This is a genomic window from Streptomyces sp. SCSIO 75703, assembly GCF_036607905.1.
In the GTDB taxonomy this organism is placed as follows: domain Bacteria; phylum Actinomycetota; class Actinomycetes; order Streptomycetales; family Streptomycetaceae; genus Streptomyces.
Genome location: NZ_CP144555.1, coordinates 4933684 through 4955325 on the forward strand (window position 1 = coordinate 4933684; position 21642 = coordinate 4955325).

At 75.4% G+C, this 21642-nt stretch carries 20 protein-coding genes, 1 other RNA gene and 1 pseudogene; 10 read left to right on the top strand and 12 right to left on the bottom strand.

The window, feature by feature from the left end:
* Positions 1-75 precede the first annotated feature (75 nt).
* Positions 76-675, bottom strand: a complete 600-nt coding sequence (locus VM636_RS21655; RefSeq protein ID WP_030421607.1) for a hypothetical protein — start codon at positions 673-675, stop codon at positions 76-78.
* Positions 672-1436 (bottom strand): MerR family transcriptional regulator, encoded by a 765-nt coding sequence (locus VM636_RS21660; RefSeq protein WP_030421608.1) that lies wholly within the window; start codon positions 1434-1436, stop codon positions 672-674. The genes VM636_RS21655 and VM636_RS21660 overlap by 4 nt, the downstream gene beginning before the upstream one ends.
* 167 nt (positions 1437-1603) lie before the next feature.
* Between VM636_RS21660 and rnpB the strand changes: the two genes are divergently transcribed.
* From rnpB to VM636_RS21685, 5 genes are all read left to right on the top strand, one after another.
* An RNA gene (gene rnpB / locus VM636_RS21665) (RNase P RNA component class A) lies at positions 1604-2003 on the top strand.
* A 569-nt stretch (positions 2004-2572) separates the two neighbouring features.
* Positions 2573-3319 (top strand): ATP-binding cassette domain-containing protein, encoded by a 747-nt coding sequence (locus VM636_RS21670; RefSeq protein ID WP_338485394.1) that lies wholly within the window; start codon positions 2573-2575, stop codon positions 3317-3319.
* Positions 3316-4566, top strand: a complete 1251-nt coding sequence (locus tag VM636_RS21675) for a hypothetical protein (RefSeq protein WP_158786485.1) — start codon at positions 3316-3318, stop codon at positions 4564-4566. Before VM636_RS21670 ends, VM636_RS21675 begins: the two co-directional genes overlap by 4 nt.
* Entirely contained in the window at positions 4563-5168 is a 606-nt protein-coding gene (locus VM636_RS21680; protein ID WP_158786487.1) for a hypothetical protein, read from the top strand. Before VM636_RS21675 ends, VM636_RS21680 begins: the two co-directional genes overlap by 4 nt.
* A gap of 337 nt (positions 5169-5505) precedes the next feature.
* Positions 5506-6378 carry a hypothetical protein gene (locus tag VM636_RS21685; RefSeq protein ID WP_159042086.1) on the top strand — a complete coding sequence of 291 codons (873 nt, stop codon included), beginning with the start codon at positions 5506-5508 and terminating at the stop codon, positions 6376-6378.
* Positions 6379-6517: 139 nt separating this feature from the next.
* Here the strand turns inward: VM636_RS21685 and VM636_RS21690 are convergent, their stop codons facing one another.
* The 3 genes from VM636_RS21690 to VM636_RS21700 form a co-directional block, all read right to left on the bottom strand.
* Positions 6518-7075 carry a helix-turn-helix transcriptional regulator gene (locus VM636_RS21690; RefSeq protein WP_267882418.1) on the bottom strand — a complete coding sequence of 186 codons (558 nt, stop codon included), beginning with the start codon at positions 7073-7075 and terminating at the stop codon, positions 6518-6520.
* Between the two features lie 110 nt (positions 7076-7185).
* Complete coding sequence (locus VM636_RS21695) at positions 7186-8136, bottom strand: C40 family peptidase (RefSeq protein ID WP_053912545.1); 951 nt, start codon at positions 8134-8136, stop codon at positions 7186-7188.
* Complete coding sequence (locus tag VM636_RS21700; RefSeq protein WP_338485398.1) at positions 8106-9467, bottom strand: SPFH domain-containing protein; 1362 nt, start codon at positions 9465-9467, stop codon at positions 8106-8108. The genes VM636_RS21695 and VM636_RS21700 overlap by 31 nt, the downstream gene beginning before the upstream one ends.
* Positions 9468-9827: 360 nt before the next feature.
* Between VM636_RS21700 and VM636_RS21705 the strand changes: the two genes are divergently transcribed.
* Positions 9828-11648, top strand: a complete 1821-nt coding sequence (locus VM636_RS21705; protein WP_053912547.1) for a sigma-70 family RNA polymerase sigma factor — start codon at positions 9828-9830, stop codon at positions 11646-11648.
* A 122-nt stretch (positions 11649-11770) separates the two neighbouring features.
* On the opposite strand, the gene VM636_RS21710 is transcribed toward VM636_RS21705, so the two are convergent.
* Positions 11771-12121: a hypothetical protein gene (locus VM636_RS21710; protein ID WP_053912548.1), complete on the bottom strand. Its 351-nt coding sequence runs from the start codon at positions 12119-12121 to the stop codon at positions 11771-11773.
* Between the two features lie 789 nt (positions 12122-12910).
* Between VM636_RS21710 and VM636_RS21715 the strand changes: the two genes are divergently transcribed.
* Entirely contained in the window at positions 12911-13423 is a 513-nt protein-coding gene (locus VM636_RS21715) for a LuxR C-terminal-related transcriptional regulator (protein WP_051821450.1), read from the top strand.
* 52 nt (positions 13424-13475) lie between these two features.
* Here the strand turns inward: VM636_RS21715 and VM636_RS21720 are convergent, their stop codons facing one another.
* The 4 genes from VM636_RS21720 to VM636_RS21735 all read right to left on the bottom strand — a co-directional run bounded on the left by VM636_RS21720 (position 13476) and on the right by VM636_RS21735 (position 15930).
* The gene (locus VM636_RS21720; protein ID WP_030421618.1) at positions 13476-14168 is read right to left on the bottom strand and encodes a DUF5701 family protein; all 693 of its coding nucleotides are present in this window, start codon (positions 14166-14168) and stop codon (positions 13476-13478) included.
* Between the two features lie 108 nt (positions 14169-14276).
* On the bottom strand, positions 14277-14597 hold the full coding sequence (gene cutA / locus VM636_RS21725) for a divalent-cation tolerance protein CutA (protein WP_030421619.1): 321 nt from the start codon (positions 14595-14597) through the stop codon (positions 14277-14279).
* Between the two features lie 408 nt (positions 14598-15005).
* Positions 15006-15368: a MazG-like family protein gene (locus VM636_RS21730; protein ID WP_030421620.1), complete on the bottom strand. Its 363-nt coding sequence runs from the start codon at positions 15366-15368 to the stop codon at positions 15006-15008.
* Positions 15369-15387: 19 nt separating this feature from the next.
* Positions 15388-15930, bottom strand: coding sequence for a DoxX family protein (locus tag VM636_RS21735; RefSeq protein ID WP_030421621.1), 543 nt, complete (start codon positions 15928-15930; stop codon positions 15388-15390).
* Between the two features lie 166 nt (positions 15931-16096).
* Between VM636_RS21735 and VM636_RS21740 the strand changes: the two are divergent.
* Positions 16097-16437 (top strand): annotated as a pseudogene (locus VM636_RS21740) (nuclear transport factor 2 family protein).
* A gap of 366 nt (positions 16438-16803) precedes the next feature.
* Here the strand turns inward: VM636_RS21740 and VM636_RS21745 are convergent.
* Both VM636_RS21745 and VM636_RS21750 read right to left on the bottom strand, forming a co-directional pair.
* Entirely contained in the window at positions 16804-17631 is an 828-nt protein-coding gene (locus tag VM636_RS21745; RefSeq protein WP_078856084.1) for an SDR family oxidoreductase, read from the bottom strand.
* A 154-nt stretch (positions 17632-17785) separates the two neighbouring features.
* Positions 17786-18877 (bottom strand): Gfo/Idh/MocA family oxidoreductase, encoded by a 1092-nt coding sequence (locus tag VM636_RS21750; protein ID WP_199825434.1) that lies wholly within the window; start codon positions 18875-18877, stop codon positions 17786-17788.
* Between the two features lie 88 nt (positions 18878-18965).
* Here VM636_RS21750 and VM636_RS21755 point away from each other — a divergent pair, with 88 nt between their 5' ends.
* Both VM636_RS21755 and VM636_RS21760 read left to right on the top strand, forming a co-directional pair.
* Positions 18966-20459, top strand: a complete 1494-nt coding sequence (locus tag VM636_RS21755) for a multidrug effflux MFS transporter (RefSeq protein ID WP_030421624.1) — start codon at positions 18966-18968, stop codon at positions 20457-20459.
* Positions 20411-21586 carry a serine hydrolase domain-containing protein gene (locus VM636_RS21760; protein WP_053912550.1) on the top strand — a complete coding sequence of 392 codons (1176 nt, stop codon included), beginning with the start codon at positions 20411-20413 and terminating at the stop codon, positions 21584-21586. Before VM636_RS21755 ends, VM636_RS21760 begins: the two co-directional genes overlap by 49 nt.
* Positions 21587-21642 lie beyond the last annotated feature (56 nt).

Sequence of the window (21642 nt, forward strand, 5' to 3'; positions counted from 1 at the left end):
ACCGCCGCCCGACCGGCCGTATCCCTCCCCACATCCCTCACCACGCGTGGCCAGGGGCCGTCGGCACCACCCGCCCTACGCGGGCCCCGCCAACCCGTCCCGTGCCGCGACGACGGCCCGTACGAGGGCGGCCGGATCGTCGGCGTGGAGACGGACCACCCCCACCTCGCGCCGCCGCCCGAGGAACGTCACGTGACGCACGGTCCCGGCCAGTTCGAGCGTCACGGAGGTCTGCGCGCCCACGACGACGTCCAGTGCGCCCTCCCGCCGCTCGTGCGTGGTGCGCAGCTCGCGCCGCACGGACACGACCCGCTCCAGCGGGACCACCAGGTCGACGTGGAGCGAACGGCGTACCCGCAGCGTCCCGGCGCCCGGGTCCAGGACGTGTGGGTACACCACCGAGGAGGCGTGCAGGGCGACGACCAGGACGACCGCGTACACGTCCAGCACGAGGACGACGTGGTGCACGGTGGGCCGGCCGCGCAGCAGCACGGAGAGCATCAGCGTCTCGACCACGCACACGCACCCCAGCCCGGCCATGGGAGCGCCCTGTCCCCGCGCGTACCCGAAGGCGACCGAGCCCTGGGGCAGGGCCGCCGGCCGCCGGGACGCCCACCGCCCGAGGGCGGCGAGCAGCCGCAGCTCGTGCCGGAGCAGCAGCCGTCCGGCGTTCACGGCTCCCACCGCCCACAGCCGGCCTGACGCATCGCCTGCCGGATGGCCTCCGCCTGGGCGGGCGCGAAGTCGGCGTAGAAGGCCCGCAGGAAACCGGCCGTGCCCCCGGCGCCGGGCTCCCCCTCCGGCAGCTCCCCGGGCAGGAAACCGGCGAGCGCGCGGGCCGCCTCCCCGACCCGGGGATCGTCGGGCGCCGCGTCGGCCAGCTCGTCCAGCAGGGCGTAGACGCGCCGGACCCGGGCGACCGCCTCCGGCGACCCCAGGGCCTCGCGCAGGGTGCCCACGAGCTGGGCCCGCACCTCGGGGCCCGCCGTGGTCTCCAGCAACGCCAGCATCTCCCGGTCCCGGGCGGCCATCGGCGAGCCCTCGACGGCGGGCGCCATGTCCGTGAAGAGCGCGGCCAGCTCCGGCGACACCGGCCCCTCGGCCGACAGCCCGCCCTCCGTCTCCCGCAACGCCCGCAGCCGCGCCCGTCGCTCCCGGACCGCCGCCTCCTGCCGGGCGAGGTCGGCGTCCAGCTCCGCCAGCACCTCGGCCAGGTCCTTCCCGGCGTCGTCCGCGAGGACGTCCCGCACCTCGGCGAGCCCGAGCCCCAGCTCCGTCAGCCGCCGGATGCGCGCGAGCACGACGACGTGCCGCAGCGTGTACGTCCGGTAACCGTTGGCCAGCCGCTCCGGCTCCGGCAACAGCCCCTGGTGGTGGTAGTACCGCACCGTCCGCGTGGTGACCCCCACCGCGTCGGCGACCTCTCCGATTCGCATGCCCCCAGTCAAAACGTTGCCGTCGCGACAAGGTCAAGCACGGGGCACGGCTCCCGGCGGGCCGGGCGCACCCGTACGCGCCCCCGGCCGGGAGACCGGCGGCTTCCTCCGGCCGCGGGCGCGGGACGGGAGGGGCTGCCGGGCCGGTAGCATGGGGGCACGGCAGACGAGCCGGGCGGACGGTCGCGTGGAGCCCCCTGGGGCTTCCCGAGGAACGTCCGGGCTCCACAGGGCAGGGTGGTGGCTAACGGCCACCCGGGGTGACCCGCGGGACAGTGCCACAGAAAGCAGACCGCCGGGGACCTCGGTCCTCGGTAAGGGTGAAACGGTGGTGTAAGAGACCACCAGTGCCCAGGGTGACCTGGGCAGCTAGGTAAACCCCACCCGGAGCAAGGTCAAGAGGGAGCGCCCCGGCGCTCCTGCGCGGACGTTCGAGGGCTGCCCGCCCGAGTCCGCGGGTAGACCGCTGGAGGCCGGTGGCAACGCCGGTCCTAGAGGGATGACCGTCACCGGGGGGCCCGCGAGGACCCCCCGGAACAGAACCCGGCGTACAGCCCGGCTCGTCTGCCGGCCCCTCCGGCCGTCCAGGCCGAAGGAGTGCTTACTCTGTCATCGGCCCCGGGGCCGAACCGGGTGTGCCCGGCCGACGCCGGGTCCGCCGGTGCCGTCTTCGCCGCCGACGGCCCTGTGGCTTCGTCCCGGCCTCCATGCGCCCTTCCCGGCCCGCGATCCCGCCCCGCCGCACACCCGGCCGACCCGTCGGCGGGCGATGAGCCGGTCGTCCCGCCGCGACCGCGCTGTGTCCGGTTCGGCCCGTGACTCCTCCGCCCGCTCGCGAGCCGTACCCCCCGGCTCCGCCAGCCGCCCCGGCGCCGACGCCACCCCGCACCTCCAGTTCGCCACCACCACGGACGCACCGGGCCTACCCGGCCCACCCCCGCAACCCCGCCCGGCCAGCGAGAGCCCCGTCCCACCCCCACGGAGCGAGCACGGCGGGGGCAGCCACTTCGTCGTCGGCCACGGGCACAACGTCTACGCTCCCGTATCGGTCTCCTCACTGACCGCCTACAACCGATCGGCAGTTCGCGGCCCCGCGGCACACCGTGCCGCGGGGCCGGCGCGCAGAAGGGCCCTCCATGACTCTCGCCTTCCACGAGTGCACCTTCGGATACCGGGGAGGTGATGACGTCGTCCGGGGCCTCGATCTGGCTTTCACCTCCGGAGCCACCGTTCTCCTCGGACCCAATGGAGCCGGCAAGAGCACACTGCTGTCGCTCGGGGCGAGCGCCCTGCGCCCCCGGTCCGGAGGCGTGACATTCGACGGCCTGAGCCCGTGGAGCCGCAAGCAGTCCGCGGCCTACCGTGCCTCAGTGGCGTGGCTCCCGCAGAATCCGTCGTTCCTCCCGGGGATGACCTGCCGTCAGCACGTCACCTACGCGGGATGGCTCAAGGGCATGGCGCAGCGCGACGCGTCGAGCGCGTCCGGCGAGGCGCTGGAACGTGTGGGCCTCGCCGAGCAAGTGGACCGGAAGGTCAGTGACCTGTCCGGCGGGCAGCAGCAGCGTGTCGCCATCGCTCAGGCCCTCGTCCACCGCGCCAGGATCCTGCTCCTTGACGAACCCACCGTAGGGCTCGATCCGAAACAGCGGAGGTCCTTCCTCCAGCTCGTCGCATCGTTGCGGAACGAAACACAGGTGATCGTCTCCACTCATGACATCGCTGACATCAGTGAAGTCTTCAGCGACGTCGTGGTGCTTTATGAGGGAAAGGTGCTGTTCAACGGATCTGTTCCTTCGTTTCTCGATCATTCGGGCACCCAAGGCCACTCGGGGCGCGCCGCGGAAGACGCCTACACCGCTGTCCTCGAAGGAGGAACCCGGTGATCATCTGGCATCAGCTGCGGCGTTCGGCGGCTCCCTGGGTCATCGTCCCGGCGGCCCTGTTCGTATACCTGTACATGCAGAGCACGGTTCTCACCGTTCCATCACACTACGGAATCGAGTCGGGCGAGAGTACGATCTACGCTCTGGCCGCGATAGCCCCGGCCGTCGCCGCATGTGCCGCATGGGACTCGGGGCGCTTGCGGCCCGTACGGCATATGTTGACCACATCCGCACGGTCACGATGGTCGCTGTTACTGTTCGTCGCTACTCCCATCGTCGCGCTGGGAGCCGCACTTCTCGTGCTCGCCGTCGTCATGGCACGGATCAATACCGGGGTATTTCCTTCCGGCGCCGGATGGACCGCACTGGCACACATGACCATCGTCCCTGCCGAGTGGGCCGTGATCGGCTGGTACGTCGGCGGACGTCTCCCCAGAAGTATCGCCGCACCGGCAGCAGCAGCCCTGTGCTGGGCCTGGCTGACGATGCCACACGCCATGTCTCACGCATGGCTGAGGCATCTCGGCGGATTCATCGACGGAACATCCACCATCACCGATGTCCACCGGCCCGACATCTACTTCGTGCCATGGATTTTCACCGGCTGTCTCATAGCTGTCGTATGGCTCCTCACCCGCACCGACTCCCGCCGTATCTTCCTCCCCGCAGGCGCGGGTGTCGCCGCGGTGGCGCTCCTCGCCGGACACGCCGCGGTCAGCGGATGGGGCTACGGCAATCCGTCAACCGTCCGTGCCGTTGATTCCGTGTGTTCCGGAACCGCCCCGCAGATCTGCGTTCCACCGGAGTACCGTTCCCATATTCCGCAGATCCGCCACAACACCCAACGTCCACTCAGTGCCCTGGTCGCCGCCGGCGTCACACAGCCGAAGCGTATGGAAATCCTCTCGCCGTCAGTGAAGCCCGCACCGGGCGTCTGGCGGTTGCACTGGTCACTCCCCGCCGTTCGCCGGCAAGCCGATTACCATACGGCTGCCGATGTCATGGCAATATCGGCTGTCGAAGGAACCGCGGCCCAGCATGGAAAGCGGTCATGCGGAGGCCCGTCCGCTCCGGAAGTCGTATGGGCCACTGCCGTGGCAGGCGACAAGGACGAGGTACGCAGGAGAACCGATCCGCAGTTGTGGGGCCTGGTAGGCCCTGTTCTCGACGAGCCGGCGAAGCAGCAGTCCGCCTGGTTCACGCAACAGGTCCTCAACCATGCCTGCGCGGGGCAGGGGGCCCGGTGAGGCTGTATGTGACAGCAGTGCGGAAGTGGTGGATCGCAGCCGGAGCGATCATCCTGATGGCGGTGGTATGCCAGCTTTCGGGAACGAGCAGCATCGAGTTGCCCGCTCTCCATGGCAGCGGCGTCGCGCCCCTGGCCTACTTCACCCCACTGCTGGTGTCTTCCACGGTCCTGTACTGCCTCAACCGACGTGCCGATCACATCGAACGGACCGCCGCAGTCGATGTCGCCGTGATCGACGCGGTATTCGTGGCATCCGTTTTCGTCCTGTGTCTGGCAGCCGGTTTCGTCACAGGTTTCGACATCGCCCGCAACGTCATGCTGTTGACCTGCGTCGGTCTCCTGATCGCCCAGGTGGGCAACAGCGCATCAGGTATCGCCACGGGCATGATGCTGCTGATCGCCAGCATCGTGGCGGGACGTGGCCCGGCAGGAAGCCACGCCTGGTGGGCTGTGGTCCTGTATCCGTCGAGCAGTGTCCTCGCGTGGTCCCTGACCGCGGCACTGCTGGCGGCCACCGGCATCCGTTCCGTCAACACCCCCGGGAGGCGGTGGCTTTCGCGACGCCGTGCCACCGCCGCAGGCGGTCGACGCACCGCTTGACGGTGTCGCGCCGTGCGTAGGCCGCATGGCCGGCGGCCGGTGGCCTGCCGCCGGGACCCCGCAGTGCCCGGGGTGTGCCCCGGGCTCGGGCGCCCCGGCGCGGGAGCCGGCCGCGGCCCCCCGGAGCGCCGTCGCCGGCCGGGCCCACCTCCGCTCGCGGCGCGCCGCGCGCCGCCGCCCCGCCGTCCGTTCGCCGCTCCCGCCCACCCCGCTGCCCCGTGTCGCCTTCGCGGCTTCCGGGGCGTTTCGCGTCATGGAGGGCGGGGGCGGGGCTCTGGGGTTTCGAGGCTTCGGTTCGGGCGGGGCCGCGGGATGCCTACGGGAGGGCGGGGTGGCCGTGAGCGACGTCGGGCGGTCGGCGGGGAGGGCCACCTGGGACTGGACCACCTTCCGGCGGGGGATCGCCGTGCGCCCGAGGGCCGTCGTCGCCGAACCGGAGACCGTGCGGCTGCCGCGGCTGGGCCCCGATCCGTTCCCGCACGCGCTGTCCACCGGGCCGCCCGTCCTTCCCGCGCCCCCGCCCGAACAGGCCGACCTCCTCCACCGCGCCCGGCTCGGCGAACCCGGCGCCGTCCACCGGCTGTGCGTGCGCGCCGCCCGGCCCGGACGCCGGATCGTGCGGCGCTATCTCGGGGCGTCGGAGCGCGAGGGGACGGAGACGCTGCTCTTCCACGCCTGCCGCCGTGCCGTCGAGGCGTTGCAGCGCACGGCGCCGGAGGACCGCACCTTCGACTTCGAGCGCGAGGTCCGGGTCGGCGTCCGGCGGGCCGCGGCCGGGCGCGCGCTGCGCCGCGTGGTCACCGGCGGCGGGCCCGGCGCCGAGGAGACGCTGCTCGCCTACGACGTGCTCACCTCCCTCCCCGCGCACCACGCCGACGTTCTGTGGGCGGTCTGCGTGGAGGGCGAACCCCCGGACCGGCACGGCCCCGGGCCGCTGCGGGCCGGACTCGACGCCCTCGTCGACGCCTACCTGTGGCGGGGGCTGCGCCGCACCGGGCCGGTGGAGGCGCGGGGGAGCCACCTGTCGTACCTGACGGCCGCCGCGCACGTACGGCTCGAACTCACGGCCCGCCGCAACGACGAGGTCCGGGCGCATCTCGGCGGGTGCGCGCTGTGCCGGCTGCTCGCCGCCGAGACCGCGGTCCCCGGCTCCAGCCTGCCGGCGCGGCTGAGGCGGGCGGGGACCGCGGCCGGTCGGGCCCGCGCGTGACGCCCGGCCGGGCCGCCGGCGCCGCCCCCGGCGGTGCCCGCGCCTTCCGCGTCGGGTGAGGCCGCGCCGCCGGGCACGTGACGCCCGGCGGCGCGGCGTCGGGCACCGGGCCCGCGTGCGCCCCGGCGGGAGTGGTACGTCACCGGTGGGCCCCGTTTCCGTTGCCCGTCTTCCGGGACGGTTCCGGCGGCGGCAGGGCCCTGGTGGGGCGGGGAGGGACCGGGCGGGGGCCGCCGGCGGCGCCCGGGGGGCCGGCCGCCGGCGGGGGCTGCGCCGGCGCCCCCGGGTCCCGTACCAGGGCGATGGCGTGGCCCAGGGTGGCCGCCCGGACGCACACGGCGCAGCTCGGCGTGTGCGCCGGGTGGACCCAGCAGGGGCTCCACGCCTGCCGCAGGGCGCGCAGCACCCGCTCCCGGTCGTGGCTCCAGCCCCGGTCGAGGCTGCCGGGCAGATAGCCCCGCTCGATGGCCGCGATGACGGCCGGCGCCCGGCTCCGGACGCCGAACGCCGCGTAGATGGCGCGCAGATGGGTCTGCACCGTGGCCCGGCTGATACCCAGTTCCTGGGCGATCCGGTCCGCCGTGGCACCGGTCAGCATGAGCCACAACACCTCCTCCTGGCGCCGCGTCAGCTCCCGGGGTGCGGAGGACTGAGACGGCTGGGTCGGTTGAGGCGGCGGGGTCGGCTGGGTGGGCAAGGGGGGCCTCCTCCTCGAGGCGGGCGGTGCCGCCGTACCTGCGTGACACTTGAGAGAGGCCCCGCCTGCGCCCCTATGACGCGGTCGGGGCCGGCTCGCCCGGTGTCCGGTCAGGGGCGGCCGAACAGGTTGGGCGGGTAGCCGTTCGACAGCGGCGAGACGCGGACGTTCTTGCCCGGCCGGGGGGCCTCCACGTAGCGTCCGCCGCCGAGGTAGACGGCGACGTGGTGGACGCCGGACTGACGGCCGTTGGACGACCAGAAGAGCAGGTCGCCGCGGCGCAGGCTGCTGGACGAGATCTTGGTGGTGGCCCCGTACTGGTCCGAGGCGACCCGTGGCAGCGAGATCCCGGCGCGGGCGTACGCCTGCTGCACCAGGCCGGAGCAGTCGTAGCCGGTGGGCCCGTTGCCGCCCCAGATGTACGGCTTGCCCAACTGGGCGAGGGCGTACGTGAGGGCGGGCTCCAGGGAGGCCGTGTTCCCCTTCGGGGGCGCGGGCTTCGCGGGCGGCGCGGTGGCGCCGGTGCCTGCCCCGGTGCCCCCCGTGCCGCCTCCGGTGCGCTGGAGGTAGACGCTCTGGTGGCTGGTCCAGCGCCACTGGCCGTTGGTCTTGAACCAGTAGCGGGTACCGTCCCAGCCCGCGCGGCTCGGCGCGGGGAGCCACGCCTGCTCGGCGGCCGTGCTCCGCGTCGCCGTCCTGGCCGGTGCCGGTGCCGGTGCCGCCGCCTTGCCCGTGCCTCCGGTGCGCTGGAGGTAGACGCTCTGGTGGCTGGTCCAGCGCCACTGGCCGTGGGACTTGAACCAGTAGCGGGTACCGTCCCAGCCCTCCCGGCTGGGCGCCGGCAGCGCGCCGGCCGGCGTGGTGGTCCCGGCCTCGATGCCCACCACGCCCGTGGCGATGGCGAGCAGCGCGCCGGCCGTCCGCGCCCGGCACGCGCGGCCCTGGGCAGGCCGCGCGGCGAGCACGGTCCGCTTCCCCTCCTGCGACGGCCTGGTGCAGAACGCGCACGTCCCGCAGCCGTCGGTGACGTTCAGTTCGACGAACTTCGGTGTTCCGGCCACTGGTTTCCCCATTCCTTCAGATTCGCGCTCGGGCTGAGCAGCGAAAGCACGAGCAGGCGCAGGAACTCGGCGTCCTGGCCCGAGGGCGCGTCCTCGCCGTCGCCCTCGTCGGCCCTGATCCGGTCCAGGGCCGCGCGGGCGATGTCGACGGCGTCGCCGATGACGGTGGTGCGCAGTTGGGCGTTGAGTTCGGCACTGCGGAGCCGGTGGATGGCGTCGGCGACCTCGGTGGCGTAGTCGAGGGAGAGCTGCTGGACGGAGTAGACCTCCAGGCCCGCCGGGGCCGTCTCGGCGGCCAGCCGCCCGGTGGCCTCCTCTCCGAACCACGTTCCGTCGCGCAGCGTCGGCCCGGGGGTGCCGAACCGGTCGCAGGGCAGCGTCGAGGCGACCTCGGCCATGCTCGCCGCCGCCTGTTCGCGCAGGAACTCCTCGTGGTCGTCGACCGCGAACACGGCCCGCGCGGTGTCCTTGACCCGCCAGACGATCAGCAGGCCGACGAGGACCGGATGGCCGACGCGGTCCACGGCGGGCAGGGCCTCGCCCTGGAAGTGGCGCAGCCGTACGTCCACGCGGTGCCGTCGGGCGAAGGGGTTCACCCACAGCAGGCCGGTGCGGCGCACCGTGCCCCGGTAGCGGCCCCAGCGGGTCAGGACGACCGCGTGTCCCTCGCCGTTGCGCAGCAGGCCCGCCGCCGCGAGCAGCACCACGGCGGCGAGGCCGGTCAGCAGGGCCGGGGACGGTGCGGGCAGGTCCGTCCAACGCCCCACGGCCCGCGGCCTCGTGGCGAGGACGGCGAGGGCGCCGCCGCACAGCACGGCGCAGTACAGGGCGAGGGTGCCGGGCAGCACCGGCCGGGCCCGGAACTCCCGCACCTCCGAGACGGCCCCGGCCCGCGGCACCCGCCGGCGCGGAACGGCGGGCGCCGCCCGCCGTTCCGGCTCGGGTGCCGGGGACGGCGGGGGTGCGGGCGGGCCCACGCCGGTGGCGGCGTCGTACCCGTCCGGCCCGTGGCCGCCCGGCCCGGACTCGCCGGGTCCGTGCGCGTCGGTGCCGTGGCCGCGGATGTCGTACTCGACGGTGTCGTACTCGCCCGTCTCGTACTCGACGGTGTCGTACTCGCCTGTCCCGTACGGGTGTTCCCGCTCCTCCGACGGTCCCGGGTCCGGCCTCGGGTCCGGGCCCGGGGTGTCCCCGGGTTCCGGTCGCCGGTCCGGGCCGGGGGCCGGGAGCGGTTCCTTGAACGACGGGTCCCCGACCTGTGCGAGAGGGAAGGGGAAATCGTCGGGGGGCAGCACCGAGTTCACGGGTGCCCGCGCGCGCTCACTCTTCAACCGCGGTTTCCTTTTCACCTGGTGACCCCGGCCGCGTTGACCGGGCACCGTCCTGAGGCACCGGCCGCGGGGTCATGACGCGGCAGAGCGGCCCGGCCGGCGTGATCTATGCCACGGCCGGCACCTCGCCGGTGCGGGCGGGAAGGAAGAAGGTGCCGGTCAGAGAGGTGCCGGCACCTGCGCGGAAGCCATTTCCGCGGGTCTGCGGCCAACGCGCGTCATCTCATCATTTCGATGGATGTGCCTGCTTACATCTGTTGACGTGTCAACTTTCCGATTATCTAATGTGTTGCGCATCGATCACCGTCAGTAAGCGCCGTGTCCGGCCGGCCAGGGCCGTACCGCCGCGGTAGAGGATTCATGAGCGACAGCACCGCGCTCCCGCCGCCGGAGCCCGAAGAGTCCGCGGAACCCGGCGACGCCCGGCTCATCGCCGCCGTCCGTGAAGGTGACAACGCGGCCTACGAGACGCTCTACGCACGGCACCGCAGAGCGGCCGTGCTCTGCGCCCGCCAGTTCGCCGCCCGCGAGGCGGACGTCGACGACCTGGTCGCCGAGGCGTTCGCCAACGTCCTGGGCGCGATACGCAAGGGCTCCGGCCCCACCGAGTTCTTCCGCGGCTACCTCGTCCGCACCGTCCGCCACTGCGCCTTCCGCGTCACCCGCCAGCAGCGGCGCACGGTCCTCACCGACACCTGGGACGGCCACGACGCCGCCGAACCCGTCCGGGACCCGGCGGCCGAGGCGTTCGACAACCAGGCCGTCGGCGAGGCGTTCCGCTCCCTGCCCGAACGCTGGCAGGCCGTGCTCTGGCACACCGAGGTCGAGGGCGAGGCCCCGGCGAACGTCGCGCCCCTGCTGGGCCTGCGGCCCAACAGCGTCTCGGCGCTGGCCTACCGGGCCCGCGAGGGCCTGCGCACCGCCTACATCCAGGCCCACATCACCACCGCCGCCGACCGGGCCTGCCGCAAGTACGCCGACAAGCTGGGCGCGTTCACCCGCGGCAAGCTCGGCAAGACGCAGAGCGCGCAGGTCAGCGACCACCTCGACACCTGCGGCGACTGCAAGGGCCTCTACCTCGAACTCGCCGACCTCTCCGCCACGATCCGGTCGGCCGTCGCCCCGCTCTTCCTCGGCTCCGCCGCCTCCGCCTACCTGCTGCGCACCGCGGGTTCCGCCGCCGTCCAGCAGGGCGCGGCGCAGGCGGGCCAGGCCGCGGTGCCGATGCCCAAGGCCCCGTGGAGGAACGGCAAGGTACTCGCCTCGGCAGGGGCGGCCGCCGCCGTGGTCGCGGCCGGTTCCCTCGCCCTGGCGCTCACCGCCGGCCAGGGCGGGGCCGGCCGGGCCGCGCCGCCCGCGTCGGCCGGGCCGGCGCCGCCGCCCGCCTCGGCGCCGTCCTTCCCGGCCGACCGCCCCGCGCCCCCCGGGGCGCCGGACGCCGGGCCCGAGGCCGCGCACGAGGGGCCGGTGCCCGACGTGGCGGAGAGGGGCGGCCCGGTGGACGCGCCGGAGCCCTCGCCGGAGCCGTCCGAGGAGGGCGCCGGCGCCCTTCCCGCGCCGTCCCCGGGCGAGGAGACCCCCGCCGTCGGGCCGCCGGCGGGCCCGGAGAGCCCCGCGCCGACGCCGAGCCGCCCGGAGCGTCCGGAGCCGACGCCGTCGCCGACGCCCTCCCCGACGCCCTCGCCCAAGCCGTCGCCGTCGCCCTCGCCGTCGGAGGAGCCGGCCGAGAGCGCGGAGCCGACGCCGTCGCCCGACCCGACGCCCTCGCCGACGCCCGAGCCGTCACCGACCCCGGAGCCGTCGCCGGACCCGACGCCCTCGCCGTCGCCCGAGCCGTCGCCGACCCCGGAGCCGACGCCGACCCCCTCGGCCGAGCCGTCGCCCACACCGGAGCCGACGCCCTCGCCGACCTCCGTACCGTCGCCGTCCGTCGAGCCGACGCCCACCCCGTCGCCGACGCCCTCACCGACGAGCGGTGAGTGCCGCCCGCCGGGCCACGGCAACGGCCACGGCCGGCCCTGCCGGCCCTGCGAGCGGCCCGGCCACCCGGGCTGGTGCCCTCCGGGCCACGCGAACGTCCTCGGCAACGGCCAGGGTGACGGCCGGCGCGAGGGGTGGTCGCCGTACGACGTCCCCCTGTGGTCGACCCTGGGCGCCCTCGCCTGGCTGGTGAAACGATAAATCGGCTGCCGTACGGGGCCGGACCGCCGACGCGCGGCGGCACCGGCGCCCTGTGATCACCCCGGGTCCGCCGGGCCGGTGTCCCCACCGGCCCCGGCGGACCCCGGCCCGTCACGCCCCCGTCAGGCCGCGTCGTCCTTGGGCAGGCGGTGCCGGCAGGCCGGTCCGTGTTCCGCGCCGGCGGTGGCCGCCCACGCGTCGCAGCACCAGCCGGCCAGCGCGACGGCCGCCACCGCGGCGCCGGCGTCGGCCGGTCGCGGGCGGCCGGCGCGTTCCCTCCGTACGGCCTCACGGCGCAGGGCGTCCTCCAGGTCGCCCTCGCGTATCACCGCGACGACGACGAGACCGGAGCCGGCGACGAACGCCGCGCACGCCCAGGGCGCCCCGTTGCGGGCGGACTGCACGGCGCACCAGGCGAGCCACCCGAACAGGGCGCCGTAGCCGAAGTGCAGGAAGTGGTGGGGGCTTCTCACGGCGGTTCGGCTCCGTTCTCGCGGTGGCGTGGTCCAGGAGGTGCGGCCCCGGCGCCGGGGCAGCGCCGGCCGGCCCGCGTGGGCCGGGTGGGGGCGCCGGGTGCGGGGGTGCCGGAGGCGTAACCGCGCGGCGCGGCCACGTACGGGGCGCGGGGACCGCGTCGTCTCGGCGGTGGTGCGGCGGGGCGTGTTCGGCATCGGAACCTCGTCGGTCGGTCGCGGGCGCGGGGGCCCGCGGGAGGGCACATCACTCCCCGGAGTCGCGAGGTGACGGGCCATGACGCGCGGAACGGCGGATTTCTCGACTCTTTCGGGCCGGGTGACGGGCCGTGAAAACTGCCAACGACCGCCGGGCGAATGGGTTCCGGGCGGCACATGAGCCGCCGGGGGGCCCGCCGCGGACACCGTGCCGACCGGGCCGTACGAGCCACCGCACGGCCGGCCGGGCGAGCGCCCACGACCTCCGTACGCCCCGGGCCCTTCCGTACGCCCCGGGCCCTCCGGTACGCCCCTCCCGTACGTCCCGCCGTGCGTTCCTCTCGCAGGCCCCGCGCGGCCCCGCCCCGCGCGCGTGTGTCCGGCCGCGATCCGCCTGTCGCCGGCGGGAGTCGCCGTAGGGGGCCGCTGACCGGACGGCGTGCCCGGGTCCGGCGGCCCCGCGGGCACGGCCCCTGGCGGGCGTCCGGAAAAACGTTGCCCCGAACCGCGTCAGGAACGCCCCGCTGCCGGCTCTCTCCGGGTGAAGCGGCATGCGTGCCGCGTCACTTGACGGCCAAGGAGAGGGGCAGCGTGACCATCACCGGTCCGGAGACCATCGAGCGGACGGCCCGGAAGCGGACCGTCCCCCCGACCTGGAGGCAGCTCCAGGTCCTGTCGGGCGTCGCCCGCGGGTACACGAACGTCGAGATCGCCGGGCACCTGCACGTGGCCCGGCCGACCGTGCAGCGGCACGTCGACCGGCTGGGCAAGAGCCTCGGTACCAACGAACGCGCCCGCATGGTCGCCATCGGCTACGAACGCGGCTGGCTGGCGCGGCTCTCACCCGAGCCCCGCGAGTGGGTGGTGCTCACCGAGCGCTGCCAGGAGGTGTTGCAGCGCATCGCCGAGGGGAAGAGCAACGAGGAGATCGCCGGCGAGCTGTACCTGAGCGTGAACACCGTCAAGAGCCACGTCCGCCGCATCTTCGACGTCCTCCAGGCCCGGCACCGGGCGCACGCGGTGGCGCTCGCCTACCAGCACGGCCACCTGCGCCACCGCCCCGGGCACGCCCCGGACCGCCAACGGCCCGGCCGGGCCGCGTAGTCGGGCCGGTGGGCCAGCGGTGCGTGCCGGGCGGCGCCGCCACGCGGCTCGGCTACGGCAGCGTGGCACGCCCCGTCGCGGAGCCGAAGCCGAGCCACGTGTGGCGGTTGCCCGCCCAACACCAGCCGATTTTGGGGGCGTTGCGGCGCTCACGGCCGTCCCGGCCGGTGCCGTTGCTGATCCAGATCGCCGGAGTGCGTGAGTCCAGGGTGCCGTTGGGCTTGCGCAGCCGGGAACCGATGGTCATGAAGCAGTGGTTGCGGTCGAGGACGGCGGGCCGCTGGAGCAGCCAGTGGATGCCCTCGGTGAGCAACAGCGGGGTACGGGCGTCGGCGGCGAGGGCGGGCAGGGCCTCGTTCGGGCTCCAGTCGGCCAGGTGGTCGCCGCGGTCGAGGCCGGTGACGAGGTAGAGGGGCGCGTCGGGCGGGGTTGCCGTGTCGAGGGGGGCGAACAGGTCGACGTCGGTCATGTCGGCGACGACGAAGCCGGGTTTGCCGTCCCGGACGAGCAGCGGGGCGAGCGCGGAGGCGGGAGCGCGGTCCGGGTGGACGGCGAGCAGCGCGCCCCCGGCCCCGGGCAGGGCGTCGGCGGCCTCGGCGAAGTCGCGGAGTGCGGAGGCGGGGAGCCCGGCGGTCTCGTGCACGCCCAGCTCGATCAGGCGCTCGGCCTGCGCGCCGGGGGCGGGCAGCGCGGGGAGGGCGGGCGCGGCGGCGTCTGCCGGGGGGACGGCGGGGGTCTCGGGCACGATGCTCCCAGGGGTGTGGGGACGGACGGCGGACGGCGCCCGGTCAACGAGCCGGCCCGCCGGAACATTCCCGGGGGAGCGGCGGGGGGAGCGGGACCGTGGAGGCGGTCAGCCGCGGGTCTCCTCGTCGATCCACGCCAGGTAGTCCGCCCCGCCGTGCGTGACCGGCACGGCGACGATCTCCGGGGTGTCGTAGTCGTGCGCGCGCCGCAGGTGCGCCTCCAGCGCGGGGTAGCGCTCGGTGGTCGTCTTGAACTGCACGCGCCACTCCTGGTCCGTGCGGACCACGCCTTCCCACCGGTACACGCTGGTGACCGGCCCGTCGACCTGCGCGCAGGCCGCGACCCGCGCCTCCACCGCCCCGGCGGCCAGCTCCCGCGCCTTCTCGGGCGCGTCGGTGGTGGTCCACACGGTCAGATACCCGGCCACGGTCCCTCTTCCTCCCGGATCGACGTCGTCACCGCGGACCGTACCGCCCACCGACTCCGGGAATCCAAGGAGCGCCCGCCACTGCGAGGCGGAGTGTCCCGGACGACCGCCTTCGGGTCCGCCGGGCTCGTGCCCGGGGACCGGTGGTCACCGGTCTTCGGCACGGGCCGCCCCGGACCCGGAGACGCCTCTCCCTGCAACTCGTACGGGAGCTGCGGAATGTGGAGTCCGCAGATCCTGGCGACCTCGCGGGGCGCTTCTGAGCGGTGGTGGCGGGCACCGCCCGGCGGGGTTCCCGGCGGTGCCGTCGGTCGCCGCCCGGCCGTTGCCGTCGCCCGGGGTCCGCCGGGTACGGACGACTGCCTGACCTCGGCGCGGGCCGCTCGCGCCGTCACGACAGGGCGTTGCTCATGCCCGGCCGCCGGGGGCCGGTTCCGGGGGTGTGGAGCGGGCGGTCACGCCGGACAGGTGGCGGGCGAAGACCTCGGGGGCTTCCGGGGTGAGGGTGCGGAGGGCCACCAGGGCGGTGAGGGCCACGTCGCACAGTTCGGCCTCCACGTCCTGCCACGTGTGGGTGACGCCCTTGCGCGGGTTCTGGCCGGTCGCGCCGATCACCGCCTGGGCCGCCTCGCCGACCTCCTCGGACAGTTTGAGCACGCGCAGCAGCAGGCCCTCCCGGCCGCGTACCGGCTGGTGGGCGTCCAGCCAGTGGCACAGGGCGTCCACGCCCTCCCAGAGGCCGGCGGTGCGATCGTCGTCGTTCCCGTTCATGCGGGCAGGGTGCCACGCCTCAGTCGAACAGCGGCTCCTGTTCGCCCTGGGCTGCCCTGCGCAGCCGCCGGGAGCGCGCGCCGAGGACGACCGCCGTGGCCGCCGCCGTCGCCGCGAGCGCGGCCGGGACCATCCAGCCGCGGTTGACCGAGTGGCCGAGGGCGTGGTCCACGGAGAGGCGTCCGGGGCCCGTGACCGCGAGACCGGCCGAGGTCAGCCCGAGCGACGCGGCGTACTCGTAGCCGCCGGACTGGGCGAAGAAGCCGTGCGGCGTGTGCACCGCCGCGGCCCCCGCCATCGCGCCGGCCGCCGCCGCGCCCGCGGCCGGGGTCGCCAGCCCCAGTGCCAGCAGTACCCCGCCGCCGGTCTCCGCGAGGCCCGCGGCCCTCGCGCTGGCCTTGCCCGGCGCGTAGCCGACGGACTCCATGAAGCGGCCGGTGCCCTCGATGCCGCCGCCCCCGAACCAGCCGAGCAGCTTCTGCGCGCCGTGGGCGGCGAGCACCCCGCCGGTGCCCAGCCGGAGCAGCAGCAGGCCGAGGTCGCGTCGGTCGTAGCAGGTCATGTGGGGTCCCTTCGCGCAGCGGGCGGTCGCGTCCTTCGTCCCGTGTTCCCACCGTGGCACCGCCTCCGCCCGGCGACCTCCGGCGGGCCCCCCGCGGGCGCCGTTCGGGTGGCGGGCCGGGGCCGCCGGGCGGCGGGGCCGGGGGAGCGGTGTGACGCTGACCGGCATGAAGACCACGCGACTCGGCGAGCAGGCCGTGCGGGCCTACGTCACCGCCCCGAACTGAACTCCCCGGTCTGCTCGGCGTTCCCCGCCGCGCTCGCGCCGGGCGCCACCATCGCCGACGGCGACGACAGCGGCAACGGCGACGACCGGGACCTCGACCAGTTGACCGACCGCGAGATCCTCTCCTCGCACGGTCACGTGGAGGCCGACGGCGAGTCGGACGACGGCCGTCGCCTCATCGCCCGCAACCGCAACGACACCTGGGGCGAGACGCGCACCCGGGGGCGTTTCACCTTGGACGACGCCGGCCGCATCGCCCGCTTCGGGACGGGGCAGGCGTGAGGGCCGCCGGCCACCTCCGGGGGTCCGCACCGGGCGAGGGGGCGTGGCGTACGACGCGCCGGTCCGTGGCCCGGCGGGCGCGTCGGCGCCGGGTGTGTGGGGCAGCCGTTCCGCGCGCGCGTGCGCATCCCGCGGTCCCACGCGAGACCCGCCCCCGGCCGGCGTGCGGAACGGCTGCCGCCCCCCTCGGGATGGTCCGCGAAGCTCCCGGAAGGCCGACGCTCCGAGTGTGAAGCTCCGGTGAAGGAAAGTTGAGCATACGACCGATGCCGGGCGCAACATGGCGGACCGGGAAGCTCCGTATGTGTGGATGCGTCGTGCGGTGGGGCGTTGCTCCGCGCGAACGCCCCTTTGCCCGCGTCGAGTTCAGCCGCGCCCCAGATACGGCATCGTCGTCGCCATGACCGTCACGAACGGGATGTTCGCCTCCGCCGGCAGCTCCGCCATGTGCCGCACCGTGCGCGCCACGTCGGCCACGTCCATCACCGGCTCGGGCGCGACCTCCCCGGTGGCCTGGAGCGCGCCGGAGCCCATACGGGCCGTCATGTCGGTCGCCGCGTTGCCGATGTCGATCTGCCCGGCCGCGATGCCGTGCGCACGGCCGTCCAGCGCCAGTGACTTGGTCAGCCCGGTCAGCGCGTGCTTGGTCGCCGTGTAGGCCACCGAGTGGGGACGCGGCGTGTGCGCCGAGATCGAGCCGTTGTTGATGATCCGCCCGCCCCGCGGCTCCTGGTCCTTCATCTGCCGGTACGCCGCCCGCGCGCACAGGAACGCCCCGTTGAGGTTGACGTCCACGACCCGCCGCCACGCCTCGAAGGACAGCTCCTCGACGGGCACGCCGCCCGGCCCGAAGGTCCCGGCGTTGTTGAAGAGCAGGTCCAGCCGCCCGAAACGCTCACGCACCGCCGCGAACAGGGCGTCCACGTCCTCGGGCCGCGACACGTCGGCCGGTACGGCGAGGGCGGTGGCGCCGGGCACCAGCCCCGCCGTCCGCCGCAGGGGCTCCGCACGGCGGCCGGCCAGCGCCAACGACCAGCCGCCGCGCAGCAGTTCCAGCGCGACCGCCCGGCCGATGCCGGAGCCCGCCCCCGTCACCAGGGCCACCCGCCCCCGGCGGGCCGCCCCGTGGGTCTCGTGCGCCTGCGCGCCGGTGCTCTTCACGGTGTCGGTGTCCGTGCTCTTCGCGGTGTCCATGGGGCGGCAGCGTACGCGCGGGACCCGCGGGCGGCGCGCGTACGGACCGGGGCCCGGGGGTGGCGGGCTTACGGCCCGGGGCCGGACCTGTGCCGGGAAGGGGCCGTCCGCTTCGGGGGCCCGCCCGCTTCCGGGGCCCGCGCCCGCCCCGCCGTCAGGCCGGTGCCGGCACCGGGCCGGCCGGGCCCGGAACCGGCCCTCCCGCGCCGCCCGCCGCCTCGGCCCCGGCCCCGCCGGTGTCGTCGTCCTCCGTCTCCCCCGGGTAGCGCACACCCACCTGGGCGCGGATGGCGTCCAGCGTCCGCATCACCGCGAGCGTGCCGTCCAGCGGGACCAGCGGCGACTCCCGCTCACCCGCGCGCAGCGCCCGCATCACCTCCCGCGCCTCGTGCGCGAGGCCGTCGTGCGGCCCGTCCGCCGGGTCGGCGAGGAACTTCTCGGGCTCCCGCCCCTCCCGGTGCAGCACGAAACGGTCCGGGGCGAAGAAGCCGCGGGGCACCTCGATCCGGCCCCGCGAGCCCGTCACCGCCGCCCAGTTGGGCGTCGCGCCCACGATGGAGCAGTGCAGCGCCGCCAGCGCGCCGCCCTCCCAGGTCAGCAGCGCGCCCGTCTGGAGGTCGACGCCCTCCTCGGACAGGACCGCCCGCGCCGTGACGCCGGACGGTTCGCCCAGCAGCAACTGCGCGAACGCCACCGGGTACACGCCGAGGTCGAGCAGCGCGCCGCCGCCCTGCGCCGGGTCCCGCAGCCGGTGGCCCGCAGGGAAGCTCCCGGTCAGCCCGAAGTCCGCCTGCACGCCGCGCACCTCGCCGACCGCCCCGTCGTCCACCAGCGCCTTCAGCCGCCGCACCAGCGGGTTGCAGTAGGTCCACATGGCCTCCATCAGGAAGACCCCGCGCCGCCGGGCGAGGGCGACCAGTTCGCCCGCCTCGCGCGCGTTCAGCGTGAACGGCTTCTCGCAGAGCACGTTGCGCCCCGCCTCCAGGCACAGCCCCGCCGCCGCCCGGTGCGCCGCGTGCGGGGTGGCGACGTAGACCACGTCGACCTCCTCGTCGCGCGCCAGCGCCTCCCAGGAGCCGTGAGCCCGGGGTATCCCGAAGCGGCGGGCGAACTCCCGCGCCGGCGCCTCGGTCCGCGAGGCCACCGCGACCACCTCGGCGTCCGGCAGACCCGCCAGGTCCGCCGTGAACCTCGCCGCCATCCCCCCGGTCGCCAGGATTCCCCAGCGCACCTTCCGCTCCGCCACAGCGCCCCCGTCCTCGCCTCGAAGCATTCGTTCACGAGCGTACGAGCTGAGAGCATAGGGGGCGGATCCGTAGAAGAGGGAGGGGCACATGCCCGAGAGCGGGCCGTCGATACCGCACCCGTCACCGCACTCACCGCACTCACCGTCACCCGCACCGGCGCCGCACCCGGCGGAGACCCCGCCCGCGGCGCCGCGCTCCGCCGCGCCGTGCGCCGCGCCGCCCCGCGACCCGGCCGGCCCCGCCGCCGACGCGGACACCCCCGCCCCGGCCGCCCGCCCCGCCGGGAAGGCGCCCGGCCCCGCCGCCAAGGCGCCCGCCCCGGGCGTCCGCCCCGCCGGGAGGGCGCCCGCGCCGCGCGGTGTCCGCCGCACCAGCCTGCTCGTCACGCTCATCCTCGGCGGGCTGACCGCCACGCCCCCGCTGGCGATGGACATGTACCTCCCCGCGCTGCCGGAGGTCACCCAGGCCCTGCGCGCGCCCGCCGCGACCGTGCAGCTCACGCTCACCGCCTGCCTCGCCGGCATGGCCCTCGGCCAGCTCGTCGTCGGCCCGATGAGCGACCGGTGGGGCCGCCGCCGCCCGCTGCTGACCGGCCTCGCCGTCTACGTCGTCGCCACCGCCCTGTGCGCCCTCGCGCCCACCGTCGAACTGCTCGTCGCCTTCCGGCTGGCCCAGGGCCTCGCGGGCGCCGCCGGCATCGTCATCGCGCGGGCCGTCGTCCGCGACCTGTACGACGGCGTGGCCATGGCCCGCTTCTTCTCCACCCTCATGCTGATCTCCGGCGTCGCCCCCGTGGTCGCGCCGGTCATCGGTGGACAGATCCTGCGCGTGACGGACTGGCGGGGCGTCTTCGTCGTGCTCACCGTGGTCGGCGCGGTGCTCGGCGGCGTCGTCTGGGCGAAACTCCCCGAGACGCTGCCCGCCGCCGAACGCCACGCCGGCGGGGTCCGCGCCACCCTCCGCTCCCTGCGCGGCCTGCTCGCCGACCGTGCCTTCACCGGCTACATGCTCACCGGCGGCTTCACCTTCGCCGCGCTCTTCGCGTACATCGCCGCCTCGCCCTTCGTCGTCCAGGAGATCTACGGGGCCTCCCCGCAGACCTTCAGCGTCCTGTTCGGCGTCAACTCGGTCGGCCTGGTCATCGTCGGCCAGATCAACGGCAAGGTCCTGGTGGGCCGGGTCCGCCTGGACCGGGTGCTCGGCTTCGGCCTGCTCGTCGTCATCACCGCCGCCACCGCCCTGCTGCTGATGTCCCTGGGGGTCTTCGGCGAGGTCGGGCTCGTGCCGGTGGCCGCCGCGCTGTTCGTGCTGATGTCCGCGATGGGCATCACCCTGCCCAACACCCAGACCCTCGCCCTGACGCGGGTCAAGCACGCGGCCGGCTCCGCCTCCGCGCTGCTCGGCACCTCCTCCTTCCTGATCGGCGCCGTCGCCTCCCCGCTGGTGGGCATCGCCGGCGAGGACACCGCCCTGCCCATGGCGATCGTCCAACTGGCCGCCGCCCTCGTGGCGCTGGCCTTCTTCCTGGTCCTGTGCCGGCCCCGGCGCGGCCGGACGGCGGGGGAGGGCGAGCGGATCTGAGCGCCCCGCGACTGCGCAGCGACACCCCGGAACGCGCCGGGCTCGACCCGGAGCCGCTGGACCGGCTGGTGCGGGGCGTGCGCGCGCTGACCGAGGGCGAACGGCCCTGGGCGGCCGGGGCCGTCGTGGCCGCCGGCCGCGGACCCGTACTCGCCGTCGAGGAGGCGGCGGGATGGGCCGTACGGTACGGGGCCTGGGACCCGCGCACCGGCACCGGAGCGGAACTGCCGCCCGCCGGGCGGGTCCCGGCGACCGTCGCCACCCCCTTCGACCTGGCCTCCCTGACCAAGCTCTTCACGGCCGTGGCCGCCGTACAGCAGATCGAACGCGGCACGCTCGGCATCGACGCCGAGGTCGGCGCGTACCTCCCGGACTTCCGGGGCGCCGCCGAGCACGGCGTGACCGTACGGCACCTGCTCACCCACACCTCCGGGCTGCGGCCCGAACTCCCGCTGTACGACTGCGCCGACGACCGGGAGCGGACGGCGCGGCTGCGCGCGGAGCCGCCGGTCGGGGTGCCCGGCACGTACTGCTACTCGGACCTGAACATGCTGCTGCTCCAGCACGTCCTGGAACGGGTCTCCGGCCGGCCCCTCGACACCCTCGTCCACGACGGGATCACCCGGCCGCTGGGCATGACGGCGACCCGGTTCGGGCCCTGCCCGGGCGCGGCGGCGACGGAGGACCAGCGCCGGCCGTGGGCCAAGGCGGACCGGGGCATGCTGCGCGGCGTCGTCCACGACGAGAACGCCTGGGCGCTGGGCGGGGTGGCCGGCCACGCCGGTCTCTTCTCGACCGCCCGGGACCTGGCGGTCTTCTGCCGCGCGCTGCTCGCGGGCGGCGCCTACGGCCCGGCGCGCGTCCTCGGCCCGGACTTCGTGGAACTGCTGCTGGCCCCACCGGGCCTGGGCTTCGCCCTCGACCAGCCCTGGTTCATGGGGGAGCTGGCGGGGCGCGGGGCGGCCGGGCACACCGGCTTCACCGGCACCATGCTCGTCCTGGACCGGGCGACGGACACCTTCGCGGTCCTCCTCGCCAACACGGTGCACCCCCGGCGCCGCCCCGCGGACAACGCCCCCCGCGCGGCCCTGTGCACCCTGCTGGCGCGGGCGGTCCGGGGGGCGTGACGCCGCACGTGCCGGGAGGGCGCCGCGGGCCGGGGGCCCCGAGGCCGGCGGGCCCT

What these genes read in the sequence shown, in the direction of transcription:
- VM636_RS21670 (WP_338485394.1), top strand. Translation starts at nt 2,573, where the DNA reads ATGACTCTCGCCTTCCACGAGTGCACCTTCGGATACCGGGGAGGTGAT.
- VM636_RS21660 (WP_030421608.1), bottom strand. Translation starts at nt 1,436, where the DNA reads ATGCGAATCGGAGAGGTCGCCGACGCGGTGGGGGTCACCACGCGGACG.
- VM636_RS21705 (WP_053912547.1), top strand. Translation starts at nt 9,828, where the DNA reads ATGAGCGACAGCACCGCGCTCCCGCCGCCGGAGCCCGAAGAGTCCGCG.
- VM636_RS21730 (WP_030421620.1), bottom strand. Translation starts at nt 15,368, where the DNA reads ATGAACGGGAACGACGACGATCGCACCGCCGGCCTCTGGGAGGGCGTG.
- VM636_RS21755 (WP_030421624.1), top strand. Translation starts at nt 18,966, where the DNA reads ATGCCCGAGAGCGGGCCGTCGATACCGCACCCGTCACCGCACTCACCG.
- VM636_RS21735 (WP_030421621.1), bottom strand. Translation starts at nt 15,930, where the DNA reads ATGACCTGCTACGACCGACGCGACCTCGGCCTGCTGCTGCTCCGGCTG.
- VM636_RS21745 (WP_078856084.1), bottom strand. Translation starts at nt 17,631, where the DNA reads ATGGACACCGCGAAGAGCACGGACACCGACACCGTGAAGAGCACCGGC.